We start from the raw sequence: 13,767 nt of genomic DNA on the forward strand, positions 1-13,767 counted from the left end.
GGCCCGGTGCGAGTCAGACGGGGGAGTTCACCATCGAGTCGGCGGCCATGTCGATGTACTCGACGAGCGCGCGCCGGTGCGGTGCGTCCATGGTCTGCTCGTCGATCGAATCGATCGCGATGTGCATGCAGCGCAGCCAGGCGTCCCGTTCGAGCGGACCGATCTTGAACGGGTGGTGCCGCATCCTCAGGCGCGGATGCCCTCGCTCCTCCGAATAGGTGCGCGGACCACCCCAGTACTGCTCGAGGAACATCCGCATCCGGCGCTCGGCCGGTCCCAGATCCTCCTCGGGGTAGAGAGGGCGGACGATCTCGTCCTTCGCGACCTCTTCGTAGAAGCGGGCGATCAGTTTGCGGAACGTCTCGGCTCCACCGACCGCGTCGTAGAAGCTCATCTCGGCATCACTCATGGCGCCACCATTGTGCCTGGCTGATCGCGCTGCGTCGATGTGCGCCGGGAGCGGAGCGTCGATGTGCGGCCCGATGTCGCCTTCCGTTCACCGAATGTCCCGTATTCGGTGGCACAAATGCACGTGCGTCGGCGCGTCATCCGTGGTCAACTGGGACAGGTCGTTCTCCGGAGGTCGCATGAAGCACCGACACAGCACCCGCACGCACCGACAACTCGAGCCCGCCGACGCCCGTGACAGGCCGGTGTCGGGGGCTTCCCCGCTGTATGCGATCGACGAGGGCAACAGACCCTCGCACCCCGGAGAGGATGCGGTTCCCTCCTGGGTGAAGCGTCGGGTGCTGCTGCTCAACGCGACCTACGAACCTCTCACCGCACTCCCCATCCGCCGCGCGGTCGTGCTGCTGGTCTGTGACAAGGCCGATTCCGTGCACGAGGATCCGCTCGGGCAGGTCATCCACTCCGCCGGTTGTTCGGTGCAGGTGCCGTCCGTGATCCGGCTCCGCAAGTACGTGCGCGTGCCGTATCGGGCGCGTATCCCGATGACCCGCGCCGCCCTGATGCACCGTGACCGATTCCGGTGCGCCTACTGCGGCGACAAGGCGGAGACCATCGACCACGTGATCCCCCGCAGTCGCGGCGGCGAGCACTCGTGGGAGAACTGCGTCGCCTGCTGCGCCCCCTGCAACCACCGCAAAGCAGACAAACTGCTCAGCGAGCTCGGGTGGACGCTGCGCGCGTCGCTGGCCCCGCCGAAGGGTCAGCACTGGCGGCTGCTCGCCGCGACGAAGGAACTCGATCCACTGTGGCTCCGGTATCTCGGAGAGGGTGCGGCCTGAGCCGGTTTTCCCGGGGCCGAGAGCACATTTTGGCTGCCAGTGGGCTACCTTTGCCGGGTGAGCATTCTCGAGACAACGCTGATCTTCGTCGGGATTCCCGTCGTCGTCATCGCGATCATCGCGGGGCTGTGCTATCCGGCCACGCGTGATCCAAGTCCCAAGCCCCCGCGCTACACCCTGGACAAGAAGTGGACCCACGAGCCGGTGCTCTGGTCCGCCACTGACGAGGTGACGACCCGCCCCGGACACCACGGTGGACACGCGGCGATCGAGGCCGGTTCGGCAGATCTGATCGGAGGTTCGGCAAGTGGCAGGTGGTAACCGTTTCCCGGCAGTGATCGAGGCCGATCTTCCGGTGGGGTCGGCGGTGACCTCCAGCGGTCGCGTGTCCGCGGTGCACCGGGTCGGTGAGCCGCTCGACACCGCGCTCCCGTTCGACACCGACGAGCTCGTCGCGCTCGACGATGCGCTGACCGACGCGACCCGCGCGACGAAGGTGCGCTTCAACGCGTACGTCGGCCCGCTCGGCACGGACCCGGCCGCCGGAGTCACCGAGCTGTTCCCGAACACCCCCGAGGCGGAGCGTTCCGTGCTCATCGCGGTCTCCCCGAACCAGCGGGTCATCGAGGTGCGTTCCGGCAAGGACGTGGCCGACCGCGTCACCGACCGTGTCGCGCAGCTCGGTGTGACGGCGGCCGTGTCGTCGTTCGCCGACAACAACCTGATCGACGGCCTGATCTCCGCGATCCGCGTGATGAGCGCGGCCATCGCCAAGCCGTAGCAGCGCAGTCTCGACCAGAGGGGTGTCCCTCGCCCGATCGGGCGAGGGACACCCCTTTTCGGCTATTCGGCGTCGAACGCGCGGGCGGCCAGGGACCGCACGATGCCGGCTCGGCCCTCGACGACGAGGCGGCGCAGCGCCGGCGGATGCTCGCCGGCCAGGAACGCGTCCGCCGCGGCCACCGAACCCTCGCTGATCGACCACGCCGGGTACAGCCCGACGACCACCGTCTGCGCGACCTCGCTCGAGCGGCGCTCCCACACGCCGGCGATGTCGGCGAAGTAGCGCGCCACGAATGGCTCCAGCAGTTCGCCCTGGCCGGGCCCGGCGAAGCCGCCGATGATGGACCGCGCCGTGATGTTCGCGACCGAGTCGTCGCCCACGACCGTCGCCCACGCCTGCTCCTTGACGGCGGCCTGGGGGCGTGCCGCCCGCGCCGCGGCCGCCGCCCGTGCCCCGGCCGCGGTCGGGTCGCGTTGCGCCTCGGCGTCGATGAACGGCGACTCGGGACCCTCCGAGTCGACCTCACCGGCCGCCGCCAGCGCGGTCACCACGCGCCAGCGCAGGTCCGTGTCGACGGTCAGTCCGGGCAGGCCGACCGTTTCCGGCGCGGCGTCCAGCAGTTCGGCCAGCACCTCGGTGTGCCACGGCGACAGCTGCGCCCCGGTCAGCGCGTTGACGAACGCGAGCTGGTGGTCGGAGCCGGCCTCTGCCTCTCGGGCCAGTTCGAGCAGCCGGTTCGCGAAATCCGGCCAGCCGGCCTCGGTGGCCCAGCCGGGTTCGGCATAGGACGCCAACGCGGTGTGCGCCTGCATCAGCAGCCGCTGCACGACACCGACCTCGGTCTCGGCGCCGATGCCGCGCTGCACGAGGGCGACGAAGTCACGCGCCTTGAGCTCGGCCTGCCGGGTCATCTCCCACGCCGCCGACCACACCAGCGTGCGGGGGAGCGGGTCGACGATGTCGCCGATCCGGGCGATCGCGGTCGCGAGCGACTCGGGGTCGAGCCGTACCGAGCAGTACGTCAGGTCGTCGTCGTTGACCAGCACCAGCTTGCCGCGGGCATTGCCGACCAGCTCGGGAACCTCGGTGCGCGGACCCTCGATATCGAGTTCGATGCGCTCGGTGCGGACCAGCTTGCCGTGCGGGCCGTCGTCGTAGATGCCGATCGCGAGCTGGTGCACGCGCGTCTCGCCCGCCCCGGGTGCGGCACCGTCCTGCAGCACCGCGAACGAGGTGAAGTTGCCGTCGGCGTCCACCTCGAACTCGGGCCGCAGGATGTTCAGGCCGGTCGTCTTGAGCCACTGCGCACCCCAGTCGGACAGGTCGCGTCCCGATGAGCGCTCCAGGGCAGCGAGCAGGTCGTCGAAGGTGGCGTTGCCGTAGGCGTGCTCGGCGAAGTAGGCACGCAGTCCCGCCAGGAACGGTTCCAGCCCGACGTACGCGACGAGCTGCTTGAGCACCGACGCGCCCTTCGCGTAGGTGATGCCGTCGAAGTTCACCTCGACGGCGGCGAGGTCGGGGATGTCCGCGGCGATCGGATGGGTGGACGGCAGCTGGTCCTGCCGGTACGCCCATGACTTCTCGACGTTCGCGAAGGTCGTCCAGGCGTTGGTGTACTCGGTGGCCTCGGTCTGGCACAGCACCGACGCGAAGGTGGCGAACGACTCGTTGAGCCACAGGTCGTCCCACCACTTCATCGTGACCAGGTCGCCGAACCACATGTGCGCCATCTCGTGCAGCACCGTCTCCGCGCGGCGCTCGTACGAGTAGCGGGTGACCTTGGACCGGAAGACGTAGTCCTCGAGGAACGTCACCGCGCCCGCGTTCTCCATGGCGCCCGCGTTGAACTCGGGCACGAACAGCTGGTCGTACTTTCCGAACGCGTACGGAATCCCGAAGTTGCGGTGGTAGAAGTCGAAGCCCTGCTTCGTCTCGGTGAACAGGCGCTCGGCATCCATGTGTTCGGCGAGCGAGGAACGGCAGTAGATGCCGAGCGGAATGTGGCCGTGCTCGTCGGAGTACGAGTCGGTCCACTGCGCGTACGGTCCGGCGATCAGTGCCACCAGGTAGGTGCTCATGCGCGGGGTGGTGCGGAAGTGGTGCTCACCCGGCGTCGCGACCAGGGTCTCGACGGTCGCGGCGTTCGAGATCACCTTCCAGGCCACCGGCGCGGTGACCCGGATGTCGAAGGTGGCCTTCAGGTCCGGCTGGTCGAAGCACGCGAACATCCGCTTGGCGTCCGCGGTCTCGAACTGCGAGTACAGGTACACCGCGTCGTCGGTGGGGTCGACGAAGCGGTGCAGTCCCTCGCCGGTGTTGGTGTACAGGCAGTCGGCGTCGATCACCAGCTCGTTGCGGGCCGCGAGGCCGGTGAGCGCGATCCCGGTTTCCTCCGAGTAGCCGGAGATGTCGACCGGGAGGCCGTTGAGGGTGGCCGAGTGCACGGTCTTCGCGATCAGGTCGATGAACGTCGCGCCGCCCTCGGAGGCGTCGAACGTGACCGTGGTGCGGGAGCGGAACGTGCTCTCGCCCGGGGCCCCGGCACCGTCGGTCAGGTCCAGGTCGACGGCGTAGTTGTCGACGGTCAGCAGCGCCGCGCGCTCTGCTGCCTGCTCGCGGGTCAGGTTCGGTGGGGCCACGTTTCGACGCTCCTCGGGATTGGATTCGGTAACGGACGACCCCTATCCCATCACGCGCGGGCGACGCGATCGACCGCTCACCCGAAGACGTCGTCCAGCGCGACCGCCGGATCGGTCAATCGATCGACGTCCACGGGCTGCCGGGAGCCGACGAGTTCCTTGACGTCGTCGGTGACGTCCCAGACGTTGACGTTCATTCCCGCCAGCACCCGGTTGTCCCCGTCGAGCCAGAACGCGACGAACTCGTGCCGGGCGGCGTCACCACGGACCGCCACCCGCGCATACCCGTGCGGGGCGTACCCGACGTACTCCATTCCCAGTTCGTACTGGTCGGTGAAGAAGTACGGCAGGTTCGTGTACTCGGCCGGGTGCCCGAGCATCGTCGCGGCCGCGACCGCAGGCTGGTTGAGGGCGTTGGCCCAGTGCTCGACGCGGATCCGGGCGCCGAGCACCGGGTGCTGCTGGGCGGCGATGTCGCCGATCGCGACGACATCGGGGTCGCTGGTGGTCAGGGACGCGTCGACGAGGACGCCCCCGTCGACGGCCAGACCGGCGCTCTCGGCGAGTTCGACGTTCGGTTGCGCGCCGACCGCGACCAGCACTGCGTCCGCATCGACCACCTCGCCGGTGCCCAGGCGCACCCCGGTGGCGCGCCCGCCGGCGACGACGACGGCGTCCACCGCGCTCTCGAGGCGCAGGTCCACACCGTGCTCGCGGTGCAGTTCGGCGAACAGGGTCCCCATCTCGGGACCGAGCGCCCCCAGCAGCGGGAGCGGCGCGGTCTCCACCACGGTCACCACGGCGCCGTGTCCGCGGGCGGCGGCGGCGACCTCGAGGCCGATCCATCCGGCACCGACGATCACCAGTCGAGCGCCGTGCCGCAGTGTCGCGAGGAGCGCGTCGGACTCGTCCACGGTGCGCAGGAAGTGCACTCCGTCGGCGTCGGAGCCGGGGATCGGGGGCCGTCGCGGTCGGGAACCGGTGGCCAGCGCCGCCTTGTCGTAGTGAACGGTGCTGCCGTCGGGGAGCGTGACGGTGTGGGCCGCCGGGTCGAGCGCGGTGACGGTGGTGCCCAGGCGCAGGTCGATGTGGTGGTCGCGGTACCAGTCGGAGGGGTGCACGGTGAAGTCGGCGAGTGGCTTGCCGCCGATCAGGTGGTCCTTCGACAGCGGCGGCCGCTCGTACGGCAGGTGCTCCTCCGCGCAGAACAGAACGATCCGGCCGTCGAAGTCCTTCTCTCGCAGTGCCTGTGCGAGTTTGGCGCCGGCGAGCCCACCGCCGACGATGGCAAAGGTCCGGCTCGTTGACATCGGTCACCCTCCGGGATCCGCGGGTACGTCCGTACCTGTCGACCGTACTGCCCGGCCGCGGTGGGCGGGAAGCAAACGCGGCAGGTGTTGGTTGATCCCACAGGACGACTGTTCCCACCGACGAGTGATGGAGATGCGAGTGAGCGAGAACCTGCAGAAGGACACCGCCGATTTCTGGTTCGACCCGCTGTGCCCCTGGTGCTGGATCACCTCCCGCTGGATTCTCGAGGTCGAGAAGGTTCGCGACATCGACGCTCGGTTCCACGTGATGAGCCTCGCGGTGCTCAACGAGGGCAAGGACCTCCCGGAGGAGTACCGCGCGATGATGGAGAAGGCGTGGGGCCCGGTCCGCGTCGCGATCGCGGCCGCGCAGGCGCATGGCGACGAGGTGCTCCGCCCGCTGTACACCGCGATGGGCACCCGGATCCACAGCGAGGGCAACAAGGACTTCGGTGTGGTGATCGCCGAGTCCCTCGCCGAGGTCGGGCTGCCCGCCGATCTCGCGTCCGCCGCCGACACCGACGTCCACGACGAGGCGCTGCGCGCGAGCCACAAGGCCGGTATGGACGCGGTCGGCGACGACGTCGGCACGCCCACGATCCACGTCAACGGGGTGGCGTTCTTCGGTCCGGTGCTCTCGCGGATCCCGCGCGGCGAGGACGCGGGCCGGGTCTGGGACGGCGTCGTCGCGATGGCGTCCTACCCGCACTTCTTCGAGCTCAAGCGCACCCGCACCGAGGGCCCGTCCTTCGAGTAGCGGCGCTTCGCGCCTGTGCGCACTTCCGGTGGCCAGGGCCACCGGAAGCGCGCACAGGTGGCGCGGCCGCCTAGATCATCGAGCGGTGGATGCCCTGCGGCTCGCCACCGAGCTCGGAGAGCGCGGACGCGTAGAAGATCGAGCCCGGCACGTGGATCGCGTGTGACAGGCCGGCGTGCGCGTCGCGCCAGAACCGCTGCAGCGGCAGCTTGTTCTGCAGCGCGCCACCACCGGAACGGGCGAAGATCTCGTCCACTGCCCGCACCGCACGCCACGCGGCGGCGGTCTGGGTGCGCCTGCCGACGGCCCGCTGCTCGAAGGTGACCTCCTTGCCGCTGTCGGTGATGTCCCAGAAGCGGTCCACCGTCTCCAGGATCGCGGCGCGGGAAGCGGCGATCTCCGCGGCAGCCTCACCGATCGCGAACAGCACGTGCGGATCCTCCTTGATCGGCACGCCGGTGATCGCCACCCGGTTCTTCTGCGTGGCGATGTGGATCGCCAGGGCGCCCTCGGCGATGCCGATCAGCGAGGAGGTGATGCCGAGCGGGAAGATGCACGAGAACGGGAAGTTGTACAGCGTCTCGGGCCGGCCGGCGTTCTTCGGTGCGGTGCCGTCGTACACCGTCGCGGAGTCGATGGTCCGGTGTTCGGGAAGGAATGCGTTCTTGACGATCAGGTCCTTGCTGCCGGTGCCGCGCAGGCCGACGACGTCCCAGCTGTCCTGGTCGATCTCGTAGTCGCTGCGCGGCAGCAGCACGTGCAGGATCTTCGGCGGCATCTGCGGCTTGCCGTTCTGATCGCCGACCATCGCGCCGATCATCACCCACTGGCAGTGGTCGGTGCCGGAGGAGAAGGACCAGCGGCCGTTGAGGATGTAGCCGCCATCGGTCGGCACCGCGACACCCATCGGCGCGTACGGTGACGCGATCCAGGTGTCCTGGTCCTGACCCCAGACCTCCTCCTGCGCCTTCGGATCGAAGAACGCCATCTCCCACGGGTGCACGCCCACGATGCCGCTGACCCAGCCGGTCGCGCCGTCCATCGCGCCGATCGCCATCGCGGTCTCGGCGAACTCCCGCGGGTGCACCTCCAGGCCTCCGTGACTCTTCGGCTGCAGCATCCGGATCACGCCGGCATCCTTCAACCGCTTGGCGCTGGCGTCGGTCAGGCGCATCAGCTTGTCGCCCTCGACCCCGTCCGCGCGGATCTCGTCCGCGTACTGCTCGATCCGATCCAGGACCTGCCCCATGACTTCCCTCATCTCTGACGTCGGTGGTCCGCTTCCTCCGGAATACTAGAACACGTTCTAGTTGGTTAGGGGCGAAAGAACACTCGCCCGTGCCGTGACCGGTCCCGGAGAGCACTTGCCCGCCAGGTGAGCACCGGATGGCCGGCGAGCAGGTTCACCAGCCAGGGGAAGAATCCGGTCTCGGTGCGTGCGCGGTCGGCCATCTCGTGGAAGCCGACCAGTCCAAGCAGGTACTTGCCTGCGCCCATGACCCCGATCGCCCCGGCGGCGCCGTCGGGCCGGTAGCACAGGCCGTGGTTGTCGGCCGTGTACTCCTGCGCCCGTGAGAGCGCCGAGCCGAGCACCGGGATGTAGTTCGACGCGAACATCCCGAGCTGACGCCAGTAGGAGGCGTGCCCCGCAGCGATGTGCCCCACCTCGTGGCCGATGATGAACGCCAGGGCCTCCGGGTTGCGGGCCTGCCCGCCGACCTCGAACAGGTCGCTGTAGACCACCACGTACCGACGGAACCCGTGTCCGGAGGCGAACGCGTTGATCTGGCCGTTCCCGAGAACGACGTAGCCGTCCGGCACCTCGGCCATGCCGAAGCGAGCTGCGGCGTCGACGAGCATCCGGTATCCGTCGGGGAACTGTGTCGGCGACATCTTCACGCCGTTGACACGCTGCGCCGCGTACATCCGACCCCGTGCGAGGTACACCAGAACCGGGGCTGCCAGCAGGAGCATCGCCACGTAGTCGAGACTGCCGCTCAGCAGCATGCCGAGCGCCGTCAGGTACGCGATTGCGGTGACCCCGACCGCGAGGACGAGCAGCGGATTCTCGAACCGGTGCCGGGCCGGCATCCCCCACGGAGACAGTCCGCGGGGTGGAACCACTTGCGGCGGTGGGAAACCCGGCGCAATCGGGGGCATGGGTGCGTGTCCCGGTGCGGGCGTGTACTGCTCCATGTGTTCCGACTGTAGGCGTGGGCGCCTCGTTCGCCCGGTTGCAGACCTGTCAGAATTGGGCCATGCGCGTATACCTGGGTGCCGACCACGCCGGCTTCGAGCTCAAGAACACCATCAAGGACCATCTGATCGCGAACGGGCACGAGGCCATCGACTGCGGGGCGCACGAATACGACGCCCTCGACGACTACCCGGCGTTCTGCATCGACGCCGCGCGCCGCGTCGTCGAGGACGAGGGCAGCCTCGGCATCGTGCTCGGTGGCAGTGGTAACGGCGAGCAGATCGCGGCGAACAAGGTGCCCGGCGCCCGCTGCGCGCTGGCGTGGAGTGTCGAGACCGCGCAGCTCGCGCGTCAGCACAACAACGCCCAGCTGATCGGAATCGGCGGCCGCATGCACTCGGTCGAGGAGGCGCTCGCGATCGTCGACGCGTTCCTCGCGACCCCGTGGTCGGAGGAGGAGCGCCACCAGCGTCGCATCGACATCCTCGCCGAGTACGAGCGCACCGGCGTCGCCCCCGCCGTCCCGGGCGTCGAGAACTAACACGCATGCCCGAGGGGCACACCCTCCATCGACTCGCGCGGGAGCACCAGCGACACTTCGCCGGTGCTCCCGTTCGTGTGTCCAGCCCGCAGGGCCGGTTCGAGGCCGGCGCGGCAGCCGTCGACGGGCGCGTCCTCGAACGGGCCGAGGCCGTCGGGAAGCACCTGCTCCACCACTACGAGGGCGGCCGGATCGTGCACGTGCACCTCGGCCTGTACGGCAAGTTCACCGACCTGCCACTGCCGATGGGTGAGCCTGTCGGGCAGGTGCGGATGCGCATGGTCGGTGCCGACATCGGTACCGATCTTCGCGGCCCGACGGCCTGTGAGATCTACGACGAGCCCCAATTGCGTGCGCTCGTGGGCAGACTCGGCCCCGACCCGCTGCGTTCCGATTCCGACCCCGACCGGGCGTGGCGCCGGATCTCCAAGTCCCAGACCGCGATCGGGTCGTTGCTGATGGATCAGGCGGTGCTCGCCGGTGTCGGCAACGTGTACCGCGCCGAGGTTCTGTTCCGGCACGGCATCCACCCCGAGCGTCCCGGGGCGAAGGTGAGCCGCGGCGAGTGGGACGGGATCTGGGCCGACCTGGTCGCGCTGATGGCCGTCGGTGTGGACGCCGGCGTCATGCACGTGGTGCGTCCCGAGCACGACCACGGCGCACCTTCGTATGCGGTGGACCGGCCCCGGACCTATGTGTACCGGCGCGTGGGGGAGTCGTGCCGGGTGTGCGGTACGCCCGTCCTACACGCGGTCATGAAGGGCCGCAACCTCTTCTGGTGCCCGACCTGTCAGCCCGCCTGACGCGCACAGCGGCCCGGGTCCGAGGACCCGGGCCGCTGCCGTTGTTCGTGACTCAGAAGTCGAAGCCGCCGTCGAAACCGCCGCCGTCGAAGCCGCCGCCGCCCCAGTCGCCGCCGCCCATGTCTCCGCCCCAGTCGCCACCGGCGTCGCCGCCCATGTCGCCACCGGCGTCACCGGCGTCACCGCCCATGTCGCCACCGTCGCCGCCGCCGGCCTCCAGTCCGTCCTGGTAGCCGTCGCCGTAGCCGTTCTCGAACGCCTGGGCGTCATACGGGACGCCGGACATGCCGCTGAACATCGCGGAGAACAGCATCATCGAGCCGAGGCCCCACGCGCCGGCAACCAGCGCCGGCTTCCACCACGGCTCGGAGTACCAGCCGGCCGGGACCGGGCGGCCGGCGACCCGGCCGCCGGGGTAGTAGTTCGGGGTGGCCGCGGACGGGTTCGGCGACGCCGAGACCTGCCGGCCCTCGAACTCGATCTGCCGGTCCTCGGTGACCTGGCCCGCGGACTTCTGCCCGTCGATGCTGGGCACCTCGGGGCCGGGGTCCATGCCCATCGCGGTCCGTGCGGCGCGGATGTAGTAGAGGCCTTCGAGCGCGGTCTGCTTGGCCAGGCGTGCCTGTGCCGGGGTGTTGGCCTGCTCGATCTGCGAGCCTGCCGCGGTGTAGCGCTCGGAGGCGTCGGCGAGTGCCTGCTTGGAGGCGTCGTCGGTGCCGGTCAGGTTGTAGACCTGCCCGCCGAGCCGCTCGATCGACTGCCGGGCGTCGGCCTTGGCGTCCTCGAGTTGGTTTGCGGTGTGCCCGGCGGTCTTCTTCTGGCTCTTCATGACCAGGTAGACGACGGCGCCGAGGACGACGAGGATCAGGAGGAGTTCCACGCGAGACCTTCCAGTCGAACCAGGCCCGACACGCTTGCGAACGCGGCGGGGCGGTGATTCGAGCACAGGGACAAATCGGACAATCACAGGATACCGGTGAATTGACGCCGCCTCCTGTTCACCGATCGTGAAACACCGGAGCTGTCGGTGGTCGATGCGAACATGTGTTCGTGTCCAACTCCGAAAGGCTTGAGGCGTCGATCCTGCACGCCGACCTCGACGCCTTCTACGCGTCGGTCGAGCAGCGGGACGACCCGTCGCTCCGCGGCAGGCCGGTGATCGTCGGCGGCGGGGTGGTCCTCGCCGCCAGCTACGAGGCGAAGGCCTTCGGCGTGCGGACTCCGAGCAACGGCGCCCAGGCGCTGCGGCTGTGCCCGCAGGCCGTGGTCGTGCGGCCGCGGATGAAGGCGTACGCGGAGGCGAGCAAGGCCGTGTTCGAGGTCTTCCGGAACACCACTCCGCTGGTGGAGGGCATCTCGATCGACGAGGCGTTCCTCGATGTCGGGGGACTGCGCCGGGTGTCCGGCAGCCCCTTCGAGATCGCGACCCGGCTCCGGCGCGAGGTCCGTGAACAGGTCGGGCTGCCGATCACCGTCGGGATCGCCCGCACCAAGTTCCTCGCCAAGGTGGCCAGCGCCGTCGGCAAGCCGGACGGGTTGCTGCTCGTCCCGCCCGAGCGCGAGCTCGAGTTCCTGCACCCGCTGCCGGTCGAGCGCTTGTGGGGTGTCGGCACGGTGACCTCGCGCAAGCTCCGTGACTACGGCATCGCCACGGTCGGGCAGATGGCGGCACTGCCGGAACGCGAGCTCGCCGCCGTGGTGGGACAGGCGGCGGGACGACACCTGCACGCGCTGGCCTGGGCGAGGGACCCGCGCCGCGTGCAGACGGTCACCCGGCGACGCTCCATCGGCGCCCAGCACGCCCTCGGGCGCAGGCCGCGATCCCAGGATGAGATCGACGTCCTCGCCGCGGCGCTGGTCGACCGCGTCACCCGTCGACTCCGCCGAGCAGGCCGGGTCTGCCGCACCGTGGTGGTGCGGATGCGGTTCGCGGACTTCACCCGAGCCACCCGCTCGTTCACGCTGCCGCAGGCGACGGCGCGCACCGAGACGATCCTGTCGGCGGTGCGGGCCCTGCTGGACCAGGCGCGGCCGCTGATCCTCGGTCAGGGGCTGACTCTGATCGGGGTCGCACTGACCAATCTCGACCGCGAGGGCGCCGAGCAGCTGGCGCTGCCGTTCGACGCCGAGGCCGGGGCGCCCGAGCGGGCGCCGCGGGACGTCACCGCCCTCGACACCGCACTCGACTCGGTGCGGGATCGCTTCGGCGCGGTGGCCGTCACACGGGCCGCGCTGCTCGGGAAGGATCGGGGCCAGAGCGTCCCGATCCTTCCCGACTGACATCAGGCGTTCGCGGCCGCCTCGTTGAGCTGCTCGAGGGTGCCGGTGGCCTCGAGGTACTCCTGCACCCACCGCTCGATCACCGCGGAGGTCTTCTCGACCTTGGTGAACTGGCCGACGACCTGGCCGACCGGGTTGAACGCGACGTCGACGGTCTCGTCCGGGTACTTGTGGGTGGCGGCGACGGCCATCCCGGACACCATGTACTGCAGCGGCATGCCGAGCGGCTCCGGGTTGCCCTCCGTCTCCCACGCCTCGGTCCAGTCGTTCCGCAGCATGCGGCACGGCTTCCCCGTGAACGAGCGGCTGCGGACCGTGTCGCGGCTGGAGGCGTCGATGTACGCCTGCTGCTGGACCGTGGTGTTCTCGGCCTCCTCGACCATCAGCCACTGCGAGCCGGACCAGGCGCCCTGGGCGCCCAGGGCCAGCGCCGCGGCGATCTGCTGACCGCTGCCGATGCCGCCCGCGGCGAGCACCGGAACCGGTGCGACCTCCTTGACGACCTGCGGCCACAGCACGATCGAGCCGACCTCGCCGCAGTGGCCGCCACCCTCGCCGCCCTGCGCGATGATGATGTCGACGCCGGCGTCCGCGTGCTTGCGGGCCTGGTACGGCGAGCCGCACAGCGCCGCGACCTTGCGGCCCGCGTCGTGGATGTGCTTGATCATGTCGGCAGGCGGCGTGCCGAGGGCGTTCGCGATCAGCGTGACCTTCGGGTGCTGCAGCGCGACCTCGACCTGCGGGGTCGCCGTGGCCTCGGTCCAGCCGAGAAGCTGCAACGCGTTCTCGCTGCCGTCGTCGGGCAGGGGCACGCCGTGGTCGGTGAGGATCTTGCGTCCGAACTCGAGGGTGGACTGCGGCACCATCGACTGGAGCATCTTCGTGAGCTCGTCGGCGGACAGGTTCGAGTCCATGCCCTCGTACTTGTTCGGGATGACGATGTCGACGCCGTACGGGTGGTCGCCGATGTGCTCATCGATCCACTTCAGTTCGATCTCGAGCTCCTCGGGAGTGAACCCGACCGCGCCGAGCACGCCGAAGCCGCCGGCCTTGCTCACGGCGACGACGACGTCACGGCAGTGGGTGAACGCGAAGATGGGGAACTCGATGCCGAGTTCGTCGCAAAGCGGGGTGTGCATACGACATTCCTTCACTGAGGCGGATGGCAGACTGAAACATGTTCCACCTTAAGTGGAGCGGCTTCCGGAT

At 69.5% G+C, this 13,767-nt stretch carries 14 protein-coding genes; 7 read left to right on the top strand and 7 right to left on the bottom strand.

Annotation, left to right across the window (positions count from 1 at the left end; translation table 11 throughout):
* Positions 1 to 13: 13 nt before the first annotated feature.
* Positions 14 to 409 carry a globin gene (locus ACWDUM_RS12745; RefSeq protein WP_450115909.1) on the bottom strand — a complete coding sequence of 132 codons (396 nt, stop codon included), beginning with the start codon at positions 407 to 409 and terminating at the stop codon, positions 14 to 16.
* A 178-nt stretch (positions 410 to 587) separates the two neighbouring features.
* Here ACWDUM_RS12745 and ACWDUM_RS12750 point away from each other — a divergent pair, with 178 nt between their 5' ends.
* From ACWDUM_RS12750 to ACWDUM_RS12760, 3 genes are read left to right on the top strand one after another with little or no spacing between them, the layout of a single operon-like run.
* Positions 588 to 1,247 (top strand): HNH endonuclease, encoded by a 660-nt coding sequence (locus ACWDUM_RS12750; protein WP_450115910.1) that lies wholly within the window; start codon positions 588 to 590, stop codon positions 1,245 to 1,247.
* 57 nt (positions 1,248 to 1,304) lie between these two features.
* Positions 1,305 to 1,568 carry an aa3-type cytochrome oxidase subunit CtaJ gene (ctaJ, locus tag ACWDUM_RS12755; RefSeq protein WP_450115911.1) on the top strand — a complete coding sequence of 88 codons (264 nt, stop codon included), beginning with the start codon at positions 1,305 to 1,307 and terminating at the stop codon, positions 1,566 to 1,568.
* A complete protein-coding gene (locus ACWDUM_RS12760; RefSeq protein ID WP_450115912.1) occupies positions 1,555 to 2,028 on the top strand; it encodes a DUF5130 domain-containing protein in 474 nt (157 codons plus the stop codon). The genes ctaJ and ACWDUM_RS12760 overlap by 14 nt, the downstream gene beginning before the upstream one ends.
* A gap of 62 nt (positions 2,029 to 2,090) precedes the next feature.
* Here ACWDUM_RS12760 and pepN read toward each other — a convergent pair whose 3' ends face one another.
* On the bottom strand, positions 2,091 to 4,670 hold the full coding sequence (gene pepN, locus ACWDUM_RS12765) for an aminopeptidase N (RefSeq protein WP_450134273.1): 2,580 nt from the start codon (positions 4,668 to 4,670) through the stop codon (positions 2,091 to 2,093).
* A 77-nt stretch (positions 4,671 to 4,747) separates the two neighbouring features.
* Positions 4,748 to 5,980, bottom strand: coding sequence for an NAD(P)/FAD-dependent oxidoreductase (locus tag ACWDUM_RS12770; RefSeq protein WP_450134274.1), 1,233 nt, complete (start codon positions 5,978 to 5,980; stop codon positions 4,748 to 4,750).
* Between the two features lie 133 nt (positions 5,981 to 6,113).
* Between ACWDUM_RS12770 and ACWDUM_RS12775 the strand changes: the two genes are divergently transcribed.
* Positions 6,114 to 6,737: a DsbA family oxidoreductase gene (locus tag ACWDUM_RS12775; RefSeq protein ID WP_450134726.1), complete on the top strand. Its 624-nt coding sequence runs from the start codon at positions 6,114 to 6,116 to the stop codon at positions 6,735 to 6,737.
* Between the two features lie 70 nt (positions 6,738 to 6,807).
* Here ACWDUM_RS12775 and ACWDUM_RS12780 read toward each other — a convergent pair whose 3' ends face one another.
* Positions 6,808 to 7,986: an acyl-CoA dehydrogenase family protein gene (locus ACWDUM_RS12780; RefSeq protein ID WP_450134275.1), complete on the bottom strand. Its 1,179-nt coding sequence runs from the start codon at positions 7,984 to 7,986 to the stop codon at positions 6,808 to 6,810.
* Between the two features lie 65 nt (positions 7,987 to 8,051).
* Positions 8,052 to 8,897: a M48 family metallopeptidase gene (locus ACWDUM_RS12785; protein WP_450134727.1), complete on the bottom strand. Its 846-nt coding sequence runs from the start codon at positions 8,895 to 8,897 to the stop codon at positions 8,052 to 8,054.
* 98 nt (positions 8,898 to 8,995) lie between these two features.
* Here ACWDUM_RS12785 and ACWDUM_RS12790 point away from each other — a divergent pair, with 98 nt between their 5' ends.
* Positions 8,996 to 9,475 carry a ribose-5-phosphate isomerase gene (locus ACWDUM_RS12790; protein WP_450134276.1) on the top strand — a complete coding sequence of 160 codons (480 nt, stop codon included), beginning with the start codon at positions 8,996 to 8,998 and terminating at the stop codon, positions 9,473 to 9,475.
* Between the two features lie 5 nt (positions 9,476 to 9,480).
* Positions 9,481 to 10,278, top strand: a complete 798-nt coding sequence (locus ACWDUM_RS12795; RefSeq protein WP_450134277.1) for an Fpg/Nei family DNA glycosylase — start codon at positions 9,481 to 9,483, stop codon at positions 10,276 to 10,278.
* A gap of 52 nt (positions 10,279 to 10,330) precedes the next feature.
* Here ACWDUM_RS12795 and ACWDUM_RS12800 read toward each other — a convergent pair whose 3' ends face one another.
* Entirely contained in the window at positions 10,331 to 11,158 is an 828-nt protein-coding gene (locus ACWDUM_RS12800; RefSeq protein WP_450134278.1) for a DUF1542 domain-containing protein, read from the bottom strand.
* Positions 11,159 to 11,322: 164 nt separating this feature from the next.
* On the opposite strand from ACWDUM_RS12800, the gene dinB reads away from it, so the two are divergent.
* Positions 11,323 to 12,558: a DNA polymerase IV gene (gene dinB / locus ACWDUM_RS12805; protein WP_450134279.1), complete on the top strand. Its 1,236-nt coding sequence runs from the start codon at positions 11,323 to 11,325 to the stop codon at positions 12,556 to 12,558.
* Positions 12,559 to 12,560: 2 nt separating this feature from the next.
* Here the strand turns inward: dinB and ACWDUM_RS12810 are convergent, their stop codons facing one another.
* Complete coding sequence (locus tag ACWDUM_RS12810; protein WP_450112071.1) at positions 12,561 to 13,697, bottom strand: nitronate monooxygenase; 1,137 nt, start codon at positions 13,695 to 13,697, stop codon at positions 12,561 to 12,563.
* Between the last annotated feature and the right edge of the window lie 70 nt (positions 13,698 to 13,767).

It is taken from the genome of Rhodococcus sp. NPDC003322 (genome assembly GCF_053589555.1).